Source organism: Bacillus sp. FSL H8-0545, assembly GCF_038006105.1.
Lineage (GTDB): Bacteria > Bacillota > Bacilli > Bacillales > Bacillaceae_G > Bacillus_A > Bacillus_A cereus_U.
On the sequence record NZ_JBBOUO010000001.1, the window covers coordinates 3,691,374 to 3,708,964 of the forward strand.

Consider the following 17,591-nt stretch of genomic DNA (forward strand, 5'->3'; position numbering starts at 1 on the left):
TCAAATAGTTCTTAAAAAAGAACAACTTATCATACGATAAGTTGTTCTACTTTCCATGTTGTATCTTTCCAATTTCTAAAATAATCTCTTCCTCTTTTTTTCCTTCTGTATCAATTCCAAGTTGCTTAGCATGCTCAATTAATAAATCATGGCGCTGCTCAAACCTAGCGGTATCTACTTCTTTCGTAATCTCTTCTTTTGTTTTCCCTTCAGTAGAAACTCCTAGTTTTGCAGCTGATTTTTCCATCGATTTCTTCTCTTCAGTTTCTTTCACTTTCTTCACTTCTGACTGCTGTATTTGCTTTTGTTTCGACTGCTCTGATTCAGCTGCAAAAGCTGTGTAAATTCCAGCACTTCCGCCAACGACTAGTAAGGTGGTAAAAAGAATTATTTTTTTCTTCACTCTTTCCTCCCCTTTCAAATTCATTATAACGCACATTTTTACAGTATAAAAAACATTTCTCCTTTATTCCCCTAAAAAAATATCGAATATTTTTATTGACATGTATGATGAATATATGATAAAAATTTAACTAACATCATATGAATCGGCGTTGATAGGATTTAGTAGTATTTCGTTTTCTGATTTCAGAGAGCTGGTGGTCGGTGCGAACCAGTACAGAGCGATTTATGAATTACCCCCTGGAGCTTCTTTTACGAAACGTGAGGAGTAGTGAAAGACGGTTTAGACCGTTATGTCTAAAGAGTGGTGAAACGACACTGTTTCACAATTTAGGGTGGTACCGCGAATTTTTCGTCCCTGCATATATTGCAGGGGCGTTTTTATTTTATTAGCGCATATCATATGGCCCTTTATTTTGTGATACATTCCTTTCACAAGCTAGGGTGGTACCGCGATTTCTTCGTCCCTGCATAATTATATGCAGGGGCGTTTTTTTATTCCAATCTTTATTGAGCGATTATCCTAAAAATTTGAGATAGGAGAGATACAAAGCTTGATAAATCCCGATTTTTTAAACTTTATGATGAAAAACAATTACCGGTAATTTGTCACAAAATTCTGAATCTCAAAAGGGAATATACAGTATTGGCGAATTTTATATAAAAAAGAGCTATTTTAGATTAATTAGGAGGGGAAAACAATGATTTCAAAAATTGAATCTATTCTTTTAACATTTTTTATCTTTTTCTGTATTGGCTTTAGTGTTATTCAATTAGAAGTTTCACCACATATCCCAATTTTATTCGGCATCGTTATTTTATTAGCGTTTGGATTTATGAAAAAAATCTCTTGGTCTACTATGGAAAAAGGGATGATAAGTAGTATTTCAGCTGGTATTCCATCTATTTTTATTTTCTTACTTGTAGGAGTATTAATTAGTGTTTGGATCGCAGCTGGAACAATTCCAACTTTAATGGTATACGGATTCCAACTTGTATCTCCAAAAATTTTCGTTCCTACTGTTTTTGTTGTTTGTGCAATTGTTGGAACAAGTATCGGTAGTGCATTTACAACTGCAGCAACAGTAGGGCTTGCCTTTATGGGAATGGGTAGTGCTCTCGGATACGATCCAGCTCTTATTGCTGGTGCAATTATTTCTGGTGCATTCTTTGGGGATAAAATGTCTCCTTTATCTGATACAACAAACTTAGCTCCAGCTGTAACTGGTGTAGATTTATTTGAACATATTCGCAACATGCTTTGGACAACAGTCCCTGCTTTCATTATTGCTTTTATCGCATTTTTCATTTTAGGAAGCGGCACTAGAGGAGACGTTGATTTCACAAACTTTATTAGTACGTTAGAAAAAAATGCAACGATTTCTATCGTTACACTTATTCCGATTTTATTACTGTTCCTATTCGCATTTAAGAAAGTACCCGCAGTTCCAACATTACTTGCAGGAATCGTAGTAGGGATCATTATTCTCTTTATTTTTAACCCTAGTACTTCTTTAGCTGATTTAATGAAAATTATGCAAGATGGTTACGTTTCTAAAACTGGTATAAAAGATATTGATAGCTTATTATCTCGCGGTGGTTTACAAAGTATGATGATGTCAATTGCTCTTATTTTCCTCGCTCTTTGTATGGGGGGGTTACTACAAGGAATGGGCATTATCACGCAGCTGATGAATATCATCTCTAGCTTCGTAAAAAATAGTACACGCTTAATCGTCTCTACCGCTTTCACTGCAATTGGTGTAAACTTCTTACTTGGCGAACAATACTTATCAATCGTTTTAACAGGACAAGCATTCGCTAACAAATACGATGAAGTCGGTTTAGAACGTCGTAATTTATCACGAGTATTAGAAGATGCTGGTACAGTAATTAATCCGCTCGTACCATGGGGTGTAAGTGGCGTATTTTTAACAAACGTCCTTAGCGTTCCAACATTCGATTATGTTCCATACGCAATCTTCTGTTTAGCTTGTCCAGTCTTAACAATTATTGTTGGGTTCACCGGATTTGGGCTTTCATGGAAAAAAGAAAAAACAATACCAGTTTCATAATATAGAATAAAAAAAGGATTACCGTAATCGGTAATCCTTTTTTTCATACAACACTTTACTATCTATTTATTTGCTTTCTTTCTTCTAAATAACATAAGTAATCCCGCTCCAACAAACGCCAGACCAGCTCCAATTGTAGAAGCAATACTCGCACCTGTTTTCGGTAAATCACGTTCCTCTTTATTTTCACTTACAGTTGTTGTTTCTTTTGTATTTTGATTATCCGTTGTAGTTTGTCCAGATCCTGCGTTGTTTCCATCTTGTTTTGGTTCATTTCCATTATTACCTTCATCTGTTGGCGGTGCCGTTGGATTCTCCCCATTATTACCATCACCTGTTGGTGGTGTCGTTGGATTCTCTCCATTATTGCCATCACCTGTTGGTGGTGTCGTTGGATTCTCTCCATTATTGCCATCACCTGTTGGCGGTGTCGTTGGATTCTCTCCACCAGTTTCCTTATCACCGTCGTTCTTCTTCGTTATATCAATTGCATATTTAGCGAATTCATTTTCAGATGGTCCAACATATGATATTTTTCCATCTTTCTTTATATATTTTTGTGCATTTGGTGAAGAATCAAATGTTGTATTTAATTGATCTGCAATAATCGGTTTAAACGCCCAATTTTGATCAGCTGCTGGATTAATAACTGGTGTTTCTTGCATGTACTTCACAATAATTTGACGTGTTTCATCTTGCGATTGGTATACAACTTCGCCTTTACTTACACCAGGGAACGTTTGGCTACTTCCACGATAGTTATTTGTAGCAACAATGAACTCTTGATCGTCAGCTACAGGCTTACCTTCATACGTCATATTTACAATACGATTCGTATTTGCATTTACAACTTTTCCATCTTTATCATATTTCGCCGGTTGCGTCACGTCAATTTCGTATTTTAAACCATCTAAAATATCAAAGTTATATGTAGGATATCCGATATTTACTAATGGCTGTTCTTCTGTTTTCTTTGGATCAATTTGATTAAACTGACCTGCAGACATTTCAAGCCATTCTTTCACTTGCGCTCCATTTACTTTCACAGCATATAATGTATTTGGATATACATATAAATCTGCAACGTTTTTAATCGCTAACGTTCCAGCCGGAATATCAGTATAATATGTAGCACCGTTTCGTCCACCTGCTTTAAATGGTGCTCCTGCAGATAAAACTGGAAGCTTTTTATAGTCATTATATTTTTCATTTTCAGCGAATAGCTTTTCTACATACCATTTTTGTGCATTCGTCACAAGCTGTACGGAAGGATCATCTTGTACTAATGAAAAATAACTATTAATTCGTGCTGTCGTTTGACCTACAGCTGTATTGACATAATCGATTGTCGCTTTATGATCATCTTTAATTTCATTAACTAGTTTTTGATCAGATTCTACTAATGGATTACCTTTACTATCAGCAATCGGACGAAGTTGTGGCTTCGATTGCTCTTTTTGCACTTCCCATTTTCCGTTTACCTTTTTCAATTGCATATCAATAATCCCTAAGTTACTGCCAAACACACCAGGCATTACAACCGGAACACCATTAAATACATCCTTCATTTCAGTATGTGAATGTCCCATTAGTACTGCATCAACACCAGGAACTTCTGTTAAATAATACGATGCATTTTCCATTTTGGGGCTACGGCCGCTCTTATCGACACCTGAATGGGCTAATGCAACAATAACGTCCGCACCTTGCGCCTTCATTTCTGGAACTAACTTTTCCGCTGTATCAACAATATCTTTCGCTTTTACTTTTCCTTCTAAATTTGCTTTATCCCAGTTCATAACTTGGGGTGGAACAAATCCCATTACACCAATTTTCACTTTTTGTTTTTGGCCAGATTCATCCTCTACTTCTTTTTCAAAGATATGATATGGTTCAAAGTAATGCTTGTCATTCTCATCATTACCATCATGATCATCTTTATAAACATTCGAGTTAATAACCGGGAATTCTGTTTTACTAATCACTTTGTTTAAATAATCTAAACCGTAGTTAAATTCGTGATTCCCAAGAGAGATGACGTCATACTTCATTAAATTCATTAAACGATATAATGGATGTGTATAACTAGGATCCACAGGCTTCTTCGGATCATTTATTTTATTCGCTACATAATCTCCAAGTGGCGTCCCTTGTAATGCATCCCCATCATCAAATAGGACAGAGTTCTTTGCCTCTTCACGCGCTTTATTAACAAGTGTTGCAGTTTGCACGAGACCTACTTTATTATCTGTTTTCGTTTGATAATAATCGTAATTCATTAAGTTAACGTGAATATCTGATGTTTCTAGAATTCGTAAGTTAACTGTACTCTCCCCAGTTTTCTCATCCGCATGAGCTGTTGTTGGCAACACTTGTGGCGCTATTACACCTATAGCAAGTGTTGCTCCAGCTAGCATTTTTTTTGACTTTTTCACAAAAAATCCCCCTTATACAATTACCAGAAATAATGAAATGAATCCCTATCTGCCTCTAACCACATACCTTTTTTCTTCTATTAGAGACACGATTTTCATTTCATCCTGCGCTAACGAGTAGTCCCCTTAAACGCCCGATTGATGAAAACTAACAATTAACGGGAAATAAAGCCCCCACTAAGCAGAATTTCACCTTATCTGACATTATCATATATAAAGTTCTTTCATATCGTCAATATTTTTTGACAAACTTCAACAAATTTTCTGTAAAGTTATTATAAACTTTTCATAAACATATAATATGCCCTTACATTGCTAATACTGCTGAATATGATACAATTACCAATTACAAGGAGGATGAATTTATGAAAAAAGTCATCTTAACAATTGTTTGTCTCCTCCTTCTAATCATTTCTTATTCTAATTTTGAAAAGAACGATGAGACAAAACAAAACGAACCTGAAGAAAAAACAGAGAAAACATCTGCTCCAAGTTGGATTGATAAGCAAACAAACGACTCCTTTTATCACCTCGTATTAGGTGATTCACTCGCTAAAGGATATGGATCAACACAAGGTGGATTTGCCGAATTAGCTTCTAGACAATTAGAAGGACAAATTCATAAACCAATTACAGTAGAAAACCTCGGTGTAAATGGTCTCACTACAGATCGTCTCGTTAAGAAAGTCCAGTCAGAAGAAGTTCATCAAAAAATTAGGGAAGCAAATATCATTACTATTAGTATTGGAGGAAATAATTTATTCCGCTTAAATCGTGATGTAGGTGTTATAGATGGTATTAAAATGTTAAATAAAGAAAAAGCCCGTTTTGAAACGGATGTAAAAAATATTGTAAAGACCGTTCGAGATCAAAATCCGAATGCTTTACTCATTCTCTCTGAACTCTATAACCCTTTACAACTAGAGGACTCCATCGCAAGTTATGCAGATATGTTTTTAGACGGTTGGAATGATTCTATTTATTCTATTTCAAAAGCACATCAACCGTCGATCGTTTTACCAATTCGCAAATTAATATCGAATGATAAAAAAGAGTTACTATTTGACCAAGTACACCCAAATGATAACGGTTATGCGATTATTGCCAATACATTTACAAAGCAAGTGTTATCCTACAAATATTAAGGCTACCATGAAACAATTCTATTTTTATACCTTGTCTTTTTTGTTACAATGATAGTGGAAGGGGGCCGTTATATGGAATCACGCGAGTGGGAACGTATTGTTGATCATCTTCTTTCGCTAGTGCCTCTTTTTTATCGCAAATTTATGCTTCCTGGAGAGTTTTCTTCTCAAAGACATATGCCGCCATCGCATACGCAAGTGTTACTGCTTTTGCATGAAAATGGTACATTAGCAGTTTCAGAAATTGGCAAGCGGCTAGCGATTTCACGGCCTAACATGACCCCTCTATTAAACAAACTTATTCAAGAAGAACTAATAGAGCGTCATTATAGCGAAAAAGATCGACGGGTCATTTTAATTTCCCTAACAACTGAAGGGAAATTGCTAGTAAATCAGTATCAGCAATTCATTTTAGACAAACTAAAAGAAAATTTTCAAACATTATCTGAGGAAGAGCGTGAAAAGCTCATTCATTCTCTTAAAACCATTCAAAATTTAATTTTGAAAACAAACGCATAAAGCTGCTTCTAAATAGAAGCAGCTTTATGATTCGTAATAATTACCATAGTATACATTTGAATATGGCCATGTCATTAAATACGGCTTTTGTTCTTGAACAGGTTGCTGCTGAGGCTGTTGTATTTGCTGTACTTGTTGCTGTGGATACACTCCGAATTGCTGCCTCATATCATTTACAGCATAATAATTTGTATACGGATATACTTGAGGTACGTAATAATAATACATTCATTCTCTCCCCCTTTTTCTTAAACATATTCAAAGGAGAAAATGAATGTGACATTCTTTATATTTGTACAAGTGGTTCTCTCACTTGTTTCTTTCTTTTCTTCAAACGTAACTTACGATTCTTTTCATATAAATAATGCACTACGAAATATGAAATTACCCCAAACACAATTCCTATTATCGTCATACCAATTAATACATATACTTCACTCTGTAATAAGCTCTTTAACATCGTAAAAATATGGCTCGAAAACAAATCTGATATCGTAAATGGTTCATGATGTATTTTCTGTACATGAAATGGATAAATCATTTTTCCTAACGCATAAGCAAACGGAAATAAAAACACTGGGAGAAACGATATTTTCCCAATAATATTACCAATGACTGCGGCTGGAAAAGATCCCTTTGCTAACCTGACAATTGGATAAAATATTAAATATACGAGCGATGCCGTATAAATCACCAACATTTCTAAACCAAATCCAATAGCAAAACCTAACGACACTTTCTTTGCTCCTTCTGGCGATCGAAGCAACTTAAAATATTGAAACTTTAATATTCTCCACATTCGCTGAAAAAACGAATATGTTTTCTGAGTTGTTTTCAAATTCATCATCTCTTTAACTATATTTTTTTATCTAGTATGTCCTTACATGATATGAAAAATAAAATTAGTTTTCTCTTTTTATTATAAATGATATAGAGATAATTAACTAAATATACATCAGACATTTCAACATAAAAAAACCTCCCTTTTAGGAAGGCTCCTCTATATTTTTAAACAAACTCACCAATAACGCTTTTTGCGCGTGCAGTCGATTACCAGCTTGCTCAAAAACGATAGACTGTGGCCCATCTATAATCTCTCCAGTTACTTCTTCTTCACGATGAGCAGGCAAACAGTGCAGGAAACGATATGTTTGCTTTGCATGTATAACAAGCTCTTTATTTACTTGGAAAGGCTGGAATAAAGTATATTTCTCTGCTTCTCCTTCTTGGCCCATACTCATCCAAACGTCAGTATAAATAAAATCCGCTCCACTTACCGCTAATTCAGGATTATGCAAAATCTCAATTTCAGCCCCTGTTTCATCTGCAATCGCTAACGCTTTTTTAACAATTTCTTCATTCGGTTCATACCCTACGGGAGTCGCAACAGTCATATTCATTCCGACTTTTGCACTTGCTAGCAATAGTGAATGACATACATTATTCCCATCACCTACGTAAGCTAATTTAATTCCTTTAAACGTATGAACTTCTTCATATATCGTCATTAAATCTGCCAACGCTTGGCAAGGGTGATGATCATCAGTTAAACCGTTAATAACTGGGATACTGGACTCTTTTGCAAGCTCTTCTACATCTGCATGCGAGAATGTACGTATCATAATTCCATCAATATAATGAGATAGTACTTTCGCAGTATCTGAAACCGTTTCTCCTCTGCCAATTTGCATCTCTTTTCCACTTAAAAACATTCCATGTCCTCCGAGCTGTACCATCCCTGCTTCAAAAGAAACGCGAGTACGAGTTGAATGTTTATCAAAAATGAGACCTAATATTTTCCCTTGTAATAAAGGCTCCTGCTTGTTCTTTTTTAAATATATAGCGAACTCAATTAAAGAAATGATTTCTTCTTGCGTCAATTCTTCTAACGTTAAAAGATCTTTCGTATTTAATTTCGGTACTTGTACAGTTGACATGAAATTTCCCCCTTATATTATTGATGCATTTTTTGTACAAACCACTTCTTTTATCATATATACTGCCTGTTCTAGCTCTTCATTCGTTACAATAAGTGGTGGTAATAGTCTTATAACATTAGGTCCTGCTTGTAATACGAGAAGTCCTGCTTTTTCTAGTTGTTCTATGAAATTTGCAACCTCATGCTTACATTCGATTCCAATCATAAGTCCCTTACCACGAATATTTTGAACACATTCAACGTGTCGTAATTCTTCTTGCAATTTCTTTAATACGTACTCGCCCTTTTTCTGTACCTCTTTAAAAAACGATTGTTCCTTAATGCATTGCAATACTTCTTTCGCTGCAGTCATAGCGATATAATTCCCACCGAAAGTTGAACCGTGTGACCCTGCAGTAAAAGAAGAACCTAGTTCTTTCCGGCCAATCATCGCTCCAACTGGAATACCATTCCCCAGCGCCTTTGCGATGGTAACGATATCAGGCCCTATTCCCATTTGCTCATAAGCGAATAGTGTTCCTGTTCTGCCTATTCCAGTTTGTATTTCATCTATAATAAAAAGAGCATTGTACTCATTACATAGTTTTTCAATTTTCTTCAAAAAGGATGGATCAGCTAATATTACTCCTCCTTCTCCTTGAACAACTTCTACCATTACCGCCGCAACTTCTTCATTCATTACTTCCTCTAATGCTTGTATATCGTTAAATGGTGTATGTAAAAAAGACGGAAGTAATGGACCGAACCCTTCTTTCACTTTATCTTGCCCTGTTGCACTCATCGTTCCAAATGTTCTCCCGTGAAAAGATTGCTCACATGTTACTACGAGAGATTTTCCAGTATGCTTACGTGCTAGCTTTAAAGCCGCTTCATTTGCCTCCGCCCCGCTATTACAAAAAAACACATAATCTAATGCTGTATCTTCTGTTAATAACGATGCGACCTCTTCTTGTAAGGAGTTCGTAAACAAGTTAGATATATGCCATATATTTCCAAGTTGCTTTTCTACTGCCTTTACAACAGTAGGATGACAATGTCCTAAGTTACATACGCCAATCCCCGACGTAAAATCTAAGTATTGCGTACCATTTTTATCAATGACTGTTGTTCCATTCCCCTTTACAAACTCAATAGTTCTCCTGCCATACGTTTGAAAAAGATGGCTTGTCATAGAATACTCACTCCTTTCGTTACCGTGGTTCCAATACACTTTCCTGTGACCCCGGCAAAATCCTTTGTACCATTTACGATACTAACCTTTTTCACTCCCATTTTTAACGATGTAAGTGCCGCCTGTACTTTCGGAATCATCCCACCTGTAATGACACCTTGTTCTATAAAAGTAAGAATTTCATATTCATCCATTTTCTTTACCAATCTTCCTTCGTGTAATACTCCATCTACGTCCGTTATAAAAATGAGTTCTTTTGCGGATAGTGTGGCTGCAATTCCAGCTGCAGCAGTATCTGCATTAATGTTATAAACTTCATTACCATTTATCCCGATTGGAGCAATCACAGGAATATAATTCATATCTATCAATCCTTTTAATAAGGCTGTTTCTACATAACTTACTTCTCCTACATATCCTATCTCTTCACCAACAGGTTGAACTTGAAGTAAATTACCGTCACATCCTGAAAGCCCCACCGCAAGTAAATTATGTTTTTGTAAATTCATTACGATTTTTTTATTCGTACTTCCGCATAGCACCATTTGAACAACATCCATAACCTCTTTCGGCGTTACTCGTAATCCATCTTTCTTTTCTATCTTGATATTAGCGTCTTCTAACTTGGCATCAATTTCTGGGCCACCGCCATGGACAATAACAACCTTATACTTATTTTGCAATTTCTTTATGCAATCAAAAAACACACTAGTTAATCGATTCAACATGCTACCGCCACATTTAACTACAATATAATCGCTCATCTTCTCTCTCCTTATGTACGATAACAAGCATTTATTTTCACATATTCATAACTTAAGTCGCAGCCCCAAGCTGATCCCGTTTCGTCTCCTAAATGTAAACACGCATCAATTTTTATTTCATGTTCTTGTAATTTCTTTTTCATTTCCTCTTCGGAAAACATTTGAGGCTCACTATTTTTTAATACGGCGATAGATTGAAGAGTGATATCAATTGTATTTGGGTTAATAGTTACTTCACTCTGTCCAATACTACTAATAATTCGTCCCCAATTTGGATCCTCACCATATATCGCTGTTTTCACAAGACTTGAACCGACTATTTGTTTTGCAATTTTCTTTGCTTCTTCATTTGTTCTAGCCCCTAACACGTTTACTTCTATTAACTTCGTAGCACCTTCACCATCTTGTGCAATTTTTTTCGCTAAATCTTCACATACCTTTTGTAAAGCAAATACAAAAGTTTCCCAATCCTTATGTTCCATATCCATCGTTTTCGTTTCTGATAATCCACTTGCCATAACGATAACCATATCATTTGTAGACGTATCTCCGTCCACCGTAATTTGATTAAACGTATGATTCGTAATTTTTGATAATGCTGTTTGCAGTATTTCATGCTCTATATTTGCGTCTGTTGTAATAAAACTAAGCATCGTTGCCATATTCGGGTGGATCATCCCTGAACCTTTTGCGACCCCAGCAATGGTCACTTCTTTCCCATCAATTATCATCTCATAGCAAGTTTCTTTCGTTATAAGGTCTGTCGTTAAAATTGCTTCACAAAAAGAATGAGCTTCACTTACTTCCTTTGTTGGCACAAGAGATTCAATTCCCTTTCGAATGATATCCATCGGTAAAGGGACTCCAATTACACCTGTTGAAGCGACTGCGACGTACTTTTCTTTTACTCCAAAGTGTTCCGCTCCTAATGTTCGCATCTCATAAGCATCTTGCAATCCTTTCATGCCCGTACAAGCATTTGCATTTCCGCTATTTACAACAATTGCTTGTAATTTCCCTTCTGCTGCTATGCTATCCTTCGTTACTTGCAACGGTGCTGCTTGTATTTGATTTGTTGTATACACAGCGGCACATGATGCTGGCACCTCACAAACGATTGCACCCACATCCTTTTTCACCTTTTTCAGACCATTTGCAGTACCGATTGCCGAAAAGCCTTTCGGCGTAACAATTGAACCATTTGCTAATTTTGTAATAGACGATGTTTTAATCATAATTTCCCCCTTATGGATAAAGCGGCATATGCTGTAAACCCGTTGTCTCTTCTAGTCCCGCTAATAAATTTGCATTTTGAACTGCTTGCCCTGCTGCGCCTTTCATCATATTGTCTATCACAGAAACTACTGTAATTCTTTCTGTTCTTTCATCGTAAGCCATCCCAATATCACAATAATTTGAGCCTCTTACTTCTTTCGGACTCGGAAATTCTCCTTGAGAACGAATTCGAACGAAAGCTGAATTGTGATACGTTTCTTCATACAACGTTTGAAGTTGCTGCATTTTGATTTCTTGTTTTACTTTCGCATAGAGTGTAACCATAATCCCTCTTGATATCGGTATTAAATGTGTATTAAATGTGATTGGCTTCGCTTTATCATTCCACTCTACAAGCATTTGCTCAATCTCAGGAACGTGCTGATGCTGATTTACTTTATAAATGTGAAGGTTATCATATAGATCTGGAAAATGAGTCATTGTTGTTGGAGTTTTGCCTGCTCCAGATACACCTGACTTTGCATCAATGATAATCGAATCTTCTTCAATCATTCCGCTACGTACTAACGGCGCTATCGCTAATAATGCAGCTGTCGCAAAACATCCTGGGTTTGCAATTAAATCTGCATTTTGAATCTCGGACCTTTTCCATTCGCTTAACCCATAAACTGCTTTCTTAAGAATTTCTTCTTGTGCAGCTGGCCTTTTATACCACAGTTCATATGACGAAGGATCGATCATACGATAGTCTCCAGATAGGTCAATTACCTTTAAACCTACTGCTAATAATTTTGGAGTTAACTCTGCCGATACTCCTGCCGGGGTCGCTAAAAATACGATTTTCGCTTCCTTCTCCATTGCCTTTATATCAATTTCTTGTAATGTATGTACGAGAACATTTCGAAAATGCGGGTATACATTTGTTATACACTCGCCAACTTGCGAAAAAGAATGGAGAGATGCTATCGAAAAATACGGATGTTGCTCTAATAACCGAATTAACTCAATTCCTCCATATCCAGTTGCTCCAATAATTGCGACTTTCATAAGCTCCTCCTCATATCGATTCTTTAAGTTAAGTATGATTATAATATTGTATATTTATAGAGTCAATTAAATATTTATAAAATTTTTAAAACTTAAAAATCTTAATTTTACTGGAAAAATAATATACACAATCGAATTTTTATGCAAAAACAATGTATAGTAGTATTTCCATTTCACTTCAAGTACAATAAAACAATACATGTATACATACAGGCGGGGAAAAACATGAATGAAAAATTAATTGAGAAAATGATTATAAAAAGTTTTCGGCAATATCAATGTAATCCTGTTTCAAAAGAGGATCAGGAAATGCTAATTAAACATATTCAAATGATAATTCATTCAAATACTGAAATTGATGTATACGAGGCTGTTGAGGATATCGTTTACGATTATGTGACTGGAAAATAAAAAAATAGGAGATTTCCATATGGAAATCTCCTATTTTTTACTTAATGATTTGCCTGCAACACGTTCAAATAAACCTGGGAATAATGCGTAGAGCTTTGGCCCCATTCCCATCCACTTCGGCAAGTTTACTTCACGTTTTTTCGTTTGCATCGCCTTTACGATTTGTTCTGCTACATATGTTGGTTTTAACATGTAACGTCCCATATTTTTCACATATGTACCTGATTGATCGGCTATTTCAAAAAAGTTCGTATCTATCGGTCCCGGGTTAATTGCTGTTACATACACATTTGTGTTAGATAACTCCATGCGCAAACTATTCGTAAATCCTAATACAGCGTGTTTTGTTGCTGCATAAGCACTCGACTTCGGAGTTGCAATTTTTCCAGCCAATGAAGCAATATTAATAATTTGTCCTTCGTTCCTTTTTACCATATAAGGTAATACCGCTTTCGTACAAGCTACTAATCCAAATACATTTACTTGAAACATATCCTTTACTTCATCCATTGAAGCATCTTCAAACGTTTTAAAAATACCAAATCCCGCATTATTTACCAATATATCAATACGTCCTACTTCTTGTAATACCTTTGAAAAAACAGATTGTACTTTCGTTTCTTCACTTACATCTAATACATAGTAATAGCAAGGCGTATTATAAGTTTCTTTAATTTTGTCTGCTAATGCTTGTAGCTTCTCTTCTGTTCGGGCCATTAATACCGGCGTCGCCCCTTGCTCTGCAACCTGCATTGCAACTTGCTCTCCAATTCCACTAGAAGCACCTGTAATGACGATTACTTTTTCTTGTAAACGTCCCGTCATTGCTGTCACCTACTTTGCATAATAAATCAATCGTTGTGAAGATTCATCAATCATCACTTGTTGATTATATGCTAAAAAGTCTAATTGTCCAACAGTTTCTGAGATAGTAAGTGGCAATTGCTCTTTATATAATACCGGAAATAGTTTTACACATACTTCAAATGCTGTCATTGGCTTTTCCTTTAATAGTTCAAGCACTTTAAAAGCACGTGTCTCTTGCTTTTGTAATCTTGTTTCAATAAGTTGTTTCATATTCAGAACATCTTCCCCATGCCCTGATAAAATACGTGAAATATTCATTTCACTTAAACGTTTTAACGTTTGATTATACTGCAATAAAGGACGCGCTCTTTCTGTTTGCCCTTCATATGGTGGTTCTAATATTGGATTTGAAGAAATATGACTAATGAGAGCATCCCCACCAATTAATATTCCATCAGATTCTCTATATAATGAAATATGAGTGGAAGCATGACCCGGGGTTTCAATCACTGTAAATCCAGGTAACGAATCTATACGATCTCCCTCTCTCACGGTATGTGTTAACGATCTATTACAAGAATATTTAAGTGTCTTCGTCGTCAATAACGCCTCACCATTCAAAAACGCTGCTGGAACGCCGAACTGCAAGGCTGTCTCTTTAAAAAATTCATGATACCTCTTTAAAAATTCAGCATTCTTTGTAATCCACGGTTCATTCCAAGGATGTCCGATAATCTTTACTTTTTCAGAAAATGTATTTAAAAGTCCGCAATGATCCGCATGGTGATGCGTAATCACTACCGTTTCAATATCTTCTATCTTATACCCTAATGCACCTAATTGACTTTCTAATGCCTTCTTTGCTTCTTCTGTATTTGTCCCTGTATCAATTAACGTTAATGTTTCTCCCTCAACTAAAAACACATTCACTGTCTCAACTGCAAATGGAACAGGAATCTCCATTCGATGAATCGCCGTCATGCTTAGCCCCCCCTGTCTTTTTCCGGTTCAAAATGAATACCTCTTCAGTTTACAACTTCCCTATAAATTTGTCATTATTTTCAGATAAAAAGAGGTGTTTTCCATAAAAAAACGAATGTATGTACATTTATAAGCATTTCTAACCAAATTCAAAGGAGGCACATCATGTCTATGCAAAACATTTCCTTTCTCGGTGCAGGCTCTATTGCCGAAGCGATTATTGGTGGTTTATTAAACGCAAATGTTGTTAAGGGAGAACATGTCACTGTAAGTAATCGTTCTAACGAGACAAGATTACAGGAGTTACATAAAAAATACGGTGTCAAAGGTACACATAATAAAAAGGAGTTACTTGCTGATGCAAATATTCTTTTTCTAGCGATGAAGCCAAAAGATGTCGCAGAAGCGATTATTCCTCTTAAAGAATACATAAATAATGACTTGCTTATTATTTCGTTACTAGCAGGTGTTTCTACTCATTCAATTAGAAACCTACTTCAAAAAGACGTTCCGATTATTCGTGCAATGCCAAATACATCTGCGGCTATTTTAAAATCCGCTACTGCTATCTCACCTTCAGAACACACAACGGAGGAACATATTCGCATTGCAACATCGTTATTTGAAACGATTGGTCTCGTCTCTGTTGTAGAAGAAGAAGATATGCATGCTGTCACTGCATTATCCGGAAGTGGACCAGCTTATATTTATTATGTGGTAGAGGCAATGGAAGAGGCCGCAAAAAAAATTGGTTTAAAAGAAGATGTTGCAAAATCACTTATTCTTCAGACGATGATTGGTGCTGCTGAAATGCTAAAAGTAAGCGAAAAACACCCTTCTATTTTGCGAAAAGAAATTACTTCTCCTGGCGGAACTACCGAAGCAGGTATTGAAGTATTACAGGAGCATAATTTTCAACAAGCATTAATCTCCTGTATTACACAAGCAACGAAACGATCACACGATCTTGGAAAAACATTAGAAAAAATAGCAGAAGAAAAATAAAAAACGGAGCTCAACTTTATTTGAGCTCCGTTTTTTATTTTAATCATATGATATGCTTTTAGTTATTACTCTTACCAAAAATCTCTTCTTGCAGACGACGACCTGTTGGTGTTGCTGCAAGTCCACCTTCTGCTGTTTCACGAAGTGCTACTGGCATCGTTTGTCCAATTCTAAACATCGCCTCAATGACTTCATCACATGGAATTGTACTAGTTACACCAGCTAATGATAAATCAGCTGAAATCATGGCATTCGCAGCTCCTGCTGCATTACGTTTTACACAAGGTACTTCTACAAGCCCTGCAACAGGATCACATACTAAACCAAGCATATTCTTTAATGAAATCGCCATCGCTGTAGCTGCTTGATCTTGTGTTCCACCAGCCATCTCAACTGCTGCTGCTGCTGCCATTCCACTTGCTGAACCTACTTCAGCTTGGCAACCTCCTGCCGCGCCGGAAATACAAGCATTATTCGCAACAACCATACCGAAAGCTCCTGCTGTAAATAAAAATTCAATCATTTCTTCGCGTGTCGGCTGTAATTTTTCTTGCAGTGCAAAGAGTACACCTGGCACTGTTCCAGCAGATCCTGCTGTTGGTGTTGCACAAATGATTCCCATCGCCGCGTTTACTTCATTTGTTGCGACAGCTCTACTCACTGCGTCCAAAATTGTATCTCCAGATAAGCCTTTTCCACTCTTTAAATACGCTTGGACTTTCACAGCATCCCCGCCAGTTAAACCAGTCGGTGATTTTACACCACGAATACCTCGTTCTACTGCTTGCTCCATCACGACTAAGTTCTTTTCCATTCCAGCAATTACTTCTTCACGTGAGATACTTCTTGTTTCCATTTCACATTGAATCATAATTTCTGCGATTTTTACATTTTGCTCTTTAGCTTGCGCCACTAGTTCCGCTGCGTTCCGAAACATGGTGTGTCCCCCCTGCAATTAATCCATAATAGTTACTTGACAAATATTTTGTTGCCCATTTATTTCTGCGATTACTTCATCTGCTAATAATTCATCTGTTTCAATGACCATAAGCGCTCTTCTTCCTTTTTCTTTACGAGAAACACTCATTGTACTAATGTTAATCTCATGCTTAGCAAGGATCGAAGCTACAGCTGCGATAGCACCAAAGCGATCGTTATTTACAATAAGTAGTGCTGGACTCGTGCCTGTTAATTGAAGATCGAATCCGTTTAATTCTACTACTTCAATTTTACCGCCACCAATTGAGCAAGCAACAACTTCAATTTCCTCTTCACCTTTATACAGACGAATTTTCGCTGTATTTGGATGTGGAGCATTTGCATCTTCTTCAATGAATTCCACTTCAATCCCGCGTTCTTTTGCAATATCTAACGCACTTGGAATACGTAAATCATCTGTTTCAAATCCTAGTATTCCACCGATTAGCGCTACATCCGTACCGTGACCACGGTATGTTTTTGCAAATGAACCATATAATGAAATGCTAACTCTCTCTGGCTCATGACGAAACAGCTGACGAGCAACTTGCCCCATTCTTGCCGCGCCTGCTGTATGTGAACTTGATGGGCCGATCATAACTGGACCAATAATATCAAACACTGAGCGATACTTCATCATAACTCCCCCTAAACCTCTATGAAAAAATTATTTTCT

The 17,591-nt window shown here is 36.5% G+C and carries 18 protein-coding genes and 1 other annotated feature; of the genes, 5 read left to right on the forward strand and 13 right to left on the reverse strand.

Annotation, left to right across the window (positions count from 1 at the left end; translation table 11 throughout):
- Positions 1-46: 46 nt before the first annotated feature.
- The gene (locus MHI07_RS19295) at positions 47-403 is read right to left on the reverse strand and encodes a hypothetical protein (RefSeq protein ID WP_002111675.1); all 357 of its coding nucleotides are present in this window, start codon (positions 401-403) and stop codon (positions 47-49) included.
- Positions 404-545: 142 nt separating this feature from the next.
- Positions 546-765: a binding site (T-box leader), on the forward strand.
- 338 nt (positions 766-1,103) lie between these two features.
- On the opposite strand from MHI07_RS19295, the gene nhaC reads away from it, so the two are divergent.
- The gene (gene nhaC, locus MHI07_RS19300) at positions 1,104-2,477 is read left to right on the forward strand and encodes a Na+/H+ antiporter NhaC (protein WP_131230592.1); all 1,374 of its coding nucleotides are present in this window, start codon (positions 1,104-1,106) and stop codon (positions 2,475-2,477) included.
- Positions 2,478-2,539: 62 nt separating this feature from the next.
- Here the strand turns inward: nhaC and cpdB are convergent, their stop codons facing one another.
- On the reverse strand, positions 2,540-4,912 hold the full coding sequence (gene cpdB, locus MHI07_RS19305; RefSeq protein ID WP_340825712.1) for a bifunctional 2',3'-cyclic-nucleotide 2'-phosphodiesterase/3'-nucleotidase: 2,373 nt from the start codon (positions 4,910-4,912) through the stop codon (positions 2,540-2,542).
- Between the two features lie 365 nt (positions 4,913-5,277).
- Here cpdB and MHI07_RS19310 point away from each other — a divergent pair, with 365 nt between their 5' ends.
- Complete coding sequence (locus tag MHI07_RS19310; RefSeq protein WP_002111681.1) at positions 5,278-6,057, forward strand: GDSL-type esterase/lipase family protein; 780 nt, start codon at positions 5,278-5,280, stop codon at positions 6,055-6,057.
- 72 nt (positions 6,058-6,129) lie between these two features.
- Positions 6,130-6,576 carry a MarR family winged helix-turn-helix transcriptional regulator gene (locus MHI07_RS19315; protein WP_002111682.1) on the forward strand — a complete coding sequence of 149 codons (447 nt, stop codon included), beginning with the start codon at positions 6,130-6,132 and terminating at the stop codon, positions 6,574-6,576.
- Positions 6,577-6,600: 24 nt separating this feature from the next.
- Here the strand turns inward: MHI07_RS19315 and MHI07_RS19320 are convergent, their stop codons facing one another.
- The 7 genes from MHI07_RS19320 to argC form a co-directional block, all read right to left on the reverse strand.
- Complete coding sequence (locus tag MHI07_RS19320) at positions 6,601-6,804, reverse strand: hypothetical protein (RefSeq protein ID WP_002160578.1); 204 nt, start codon at positions 6,802-6,804, stop codon at positions 6,601-6,603.
- Between the two features lie 58 nt (positions 6,805-6,862).
- Positions 6,863-7,414, reverse strand: a complete 552-nt coding sequence (locus tag MHI07_RS19325) for a DUF2062 domain-containing protein (protein ID WP_002111684.1) — start codon at positions 7,412-7,414, stop codon at positions 6,863-6,865.
- A gap of 148 nt (positions 7,415-7,562) precedes the next feature.
- Positions 7,563-8,513: an ornithine carbamoyltransferase gene (gene argF, locus MHI07_RS19330; protein ID WP_016106110.1), complete on the reverse strand. Its 951-nt coding sequence runs from the start codon at positions 8,511-8,513 to the stop codon at positions 7,563-7,565.
- A gap of 12 nt (positions 8,514-8,525) precedes the next feature.
- Positions 8,526-9,686, reverse strand: a complete 1,161-nt coding sequence (locus tag MHI07_RS19335; protein WP_215579593.1) for an acetylornithine transaminase — start codon at positions 9,684-9,686, stop codon at positions 8,526-8,528.
- Positions 9,683-10,450, reverse strand: a complete 768-nt coding sequence (gene argB / locus MHI07_RS19340) for an acetylglutamate kinase (RefSeq protein WP_215579595.1) — start codon at positions 10,448-10,450, stop codon at positions 9,683-9,685. Before argB ends, MHI07_RS19335 begins: the two co-directional genes overlap by 4 nt.
- Positions 10,451-10,461: 11 nt before the next feature.
- On the reverse strand, positions 10,462-11,685 hold the full coding sequence (gene argJ, locus MHI07_RS19345) for a bifunctional glutamate N-acetyltransferase/amino-acid acetyltransferase ArgJ (RefSeq protein ID WP_215557449.1): 1,224 nt from the start codon (positions 11,683-11,685) through the stop codon (positions 10,462-10,464).
- 10 nt (positions 11,686-11,695) lie between these two features.
- Positions 11,696-12,733 carry an N-acetyl-gamma-glutamyl-phosphate reductase gene (argC, locus tag MHI07_RS19350; RefSeq protein ID WP_215579598.1) on the reverse strand — a complete coding sequence of 346 codons (1,038 nt, stop codon included), beginning with the start codon at positions 12,731-12,733 and terminating at the stop codon, positions 11,696-11,698.
- Between the two features lie 225 nt (positions 12,734-12,958).
- On the opposite strand from argC, the gene MHI07_RS19355 reads away from it, so the two are divergent.
- Positions 12,959-13,144: a YqzH family protein gene (locus MHI07_RS19355; RefSeq protein ID WP_002160569.1), complete on the forward strand. Its 186-nt coding sequence runs from the start codon at positions 12,959-12,961 to the stop codon at positions 13,142-13,144.
- Positions 13,145-13,174: 30 nt separating this feature from the next.
- On the opposite strand, the gene MHI07_RS19360 is transcribed toward MHI07_RS19355, so the two are convergent.
- Positions 13,175-13,969 (reverse strand): SDR family oxidoreductase, encoded by a 795-nt coding sequence (locus MHI07_RS19360; protein ID WP_002199407.1) that lies wholly within the window; start codon positions 13,967-13,969, stop codon positions 13,175-13,177.
- A gap of 9 nt (positions 13,970-13,978) precedes the next feature.
- Positions 13,979-14,932 (reverse strand): MBL fold metallo-hydrolase, encoded by a 954-nt coding sequence (locus MHI07_RS19365; protein WP_340825723.1) that lies wholly within the window; start codon positions 14,930-14,932, stop codon positions 13,979-13,981.
- A gap of 165 nt (positions 14,933-15,097) precedes the next feature.
- On the opposite strand from MHI07_RS19365, the gene proI reads away from it, so the two are divergent.
- On the forward strand, positions 15,098-15,937 hold the full coding sequence (gene proI / locus MHI07_RS19370) for a pyrroline-5-carboxylate reductase ProI (protein ID WP_215579604.1): 840 nt from the start codon (positions 15,098-15,100) through the stop codon (positions 15,935-15,937).
- 58 nt (positions 15,938-15,995) lie between these two features.
- On the opposite strand, the gene sdaAA is transcribed toward proI, so the two are convergent.
- Complete coding sequence (gene sdaAA, locus MHI07_RS19375; protein WP_016106116.1) at positions 15,996-16,874, reverse strand: L-serine ammonia-lyase, iron-sulfur-dependent, subunit alpha; 879 nt, start codon at positions 16,872-16,874, stop codon at positions 15,996-15,998.
- Between the two features lie 18 nt (positions 16,875-16,892).
- Positions 16,893-17,552 carry an L-serine ammonia-lyase, iron-sulfur-dependent subunit beta gene (sdaAB, locus tag MHI07_RS19380; protein WP_002088527.1) on the reverse strand — a complete coding sequence of 220 codons (660 nt, stop codon included), beginning with the start codon at positions 17,550-17,552 and terminating at the stop codon, positions 16,893-16,895.
- Positions 17,553-17,591 lie beyond the last annotated feature (39 nt).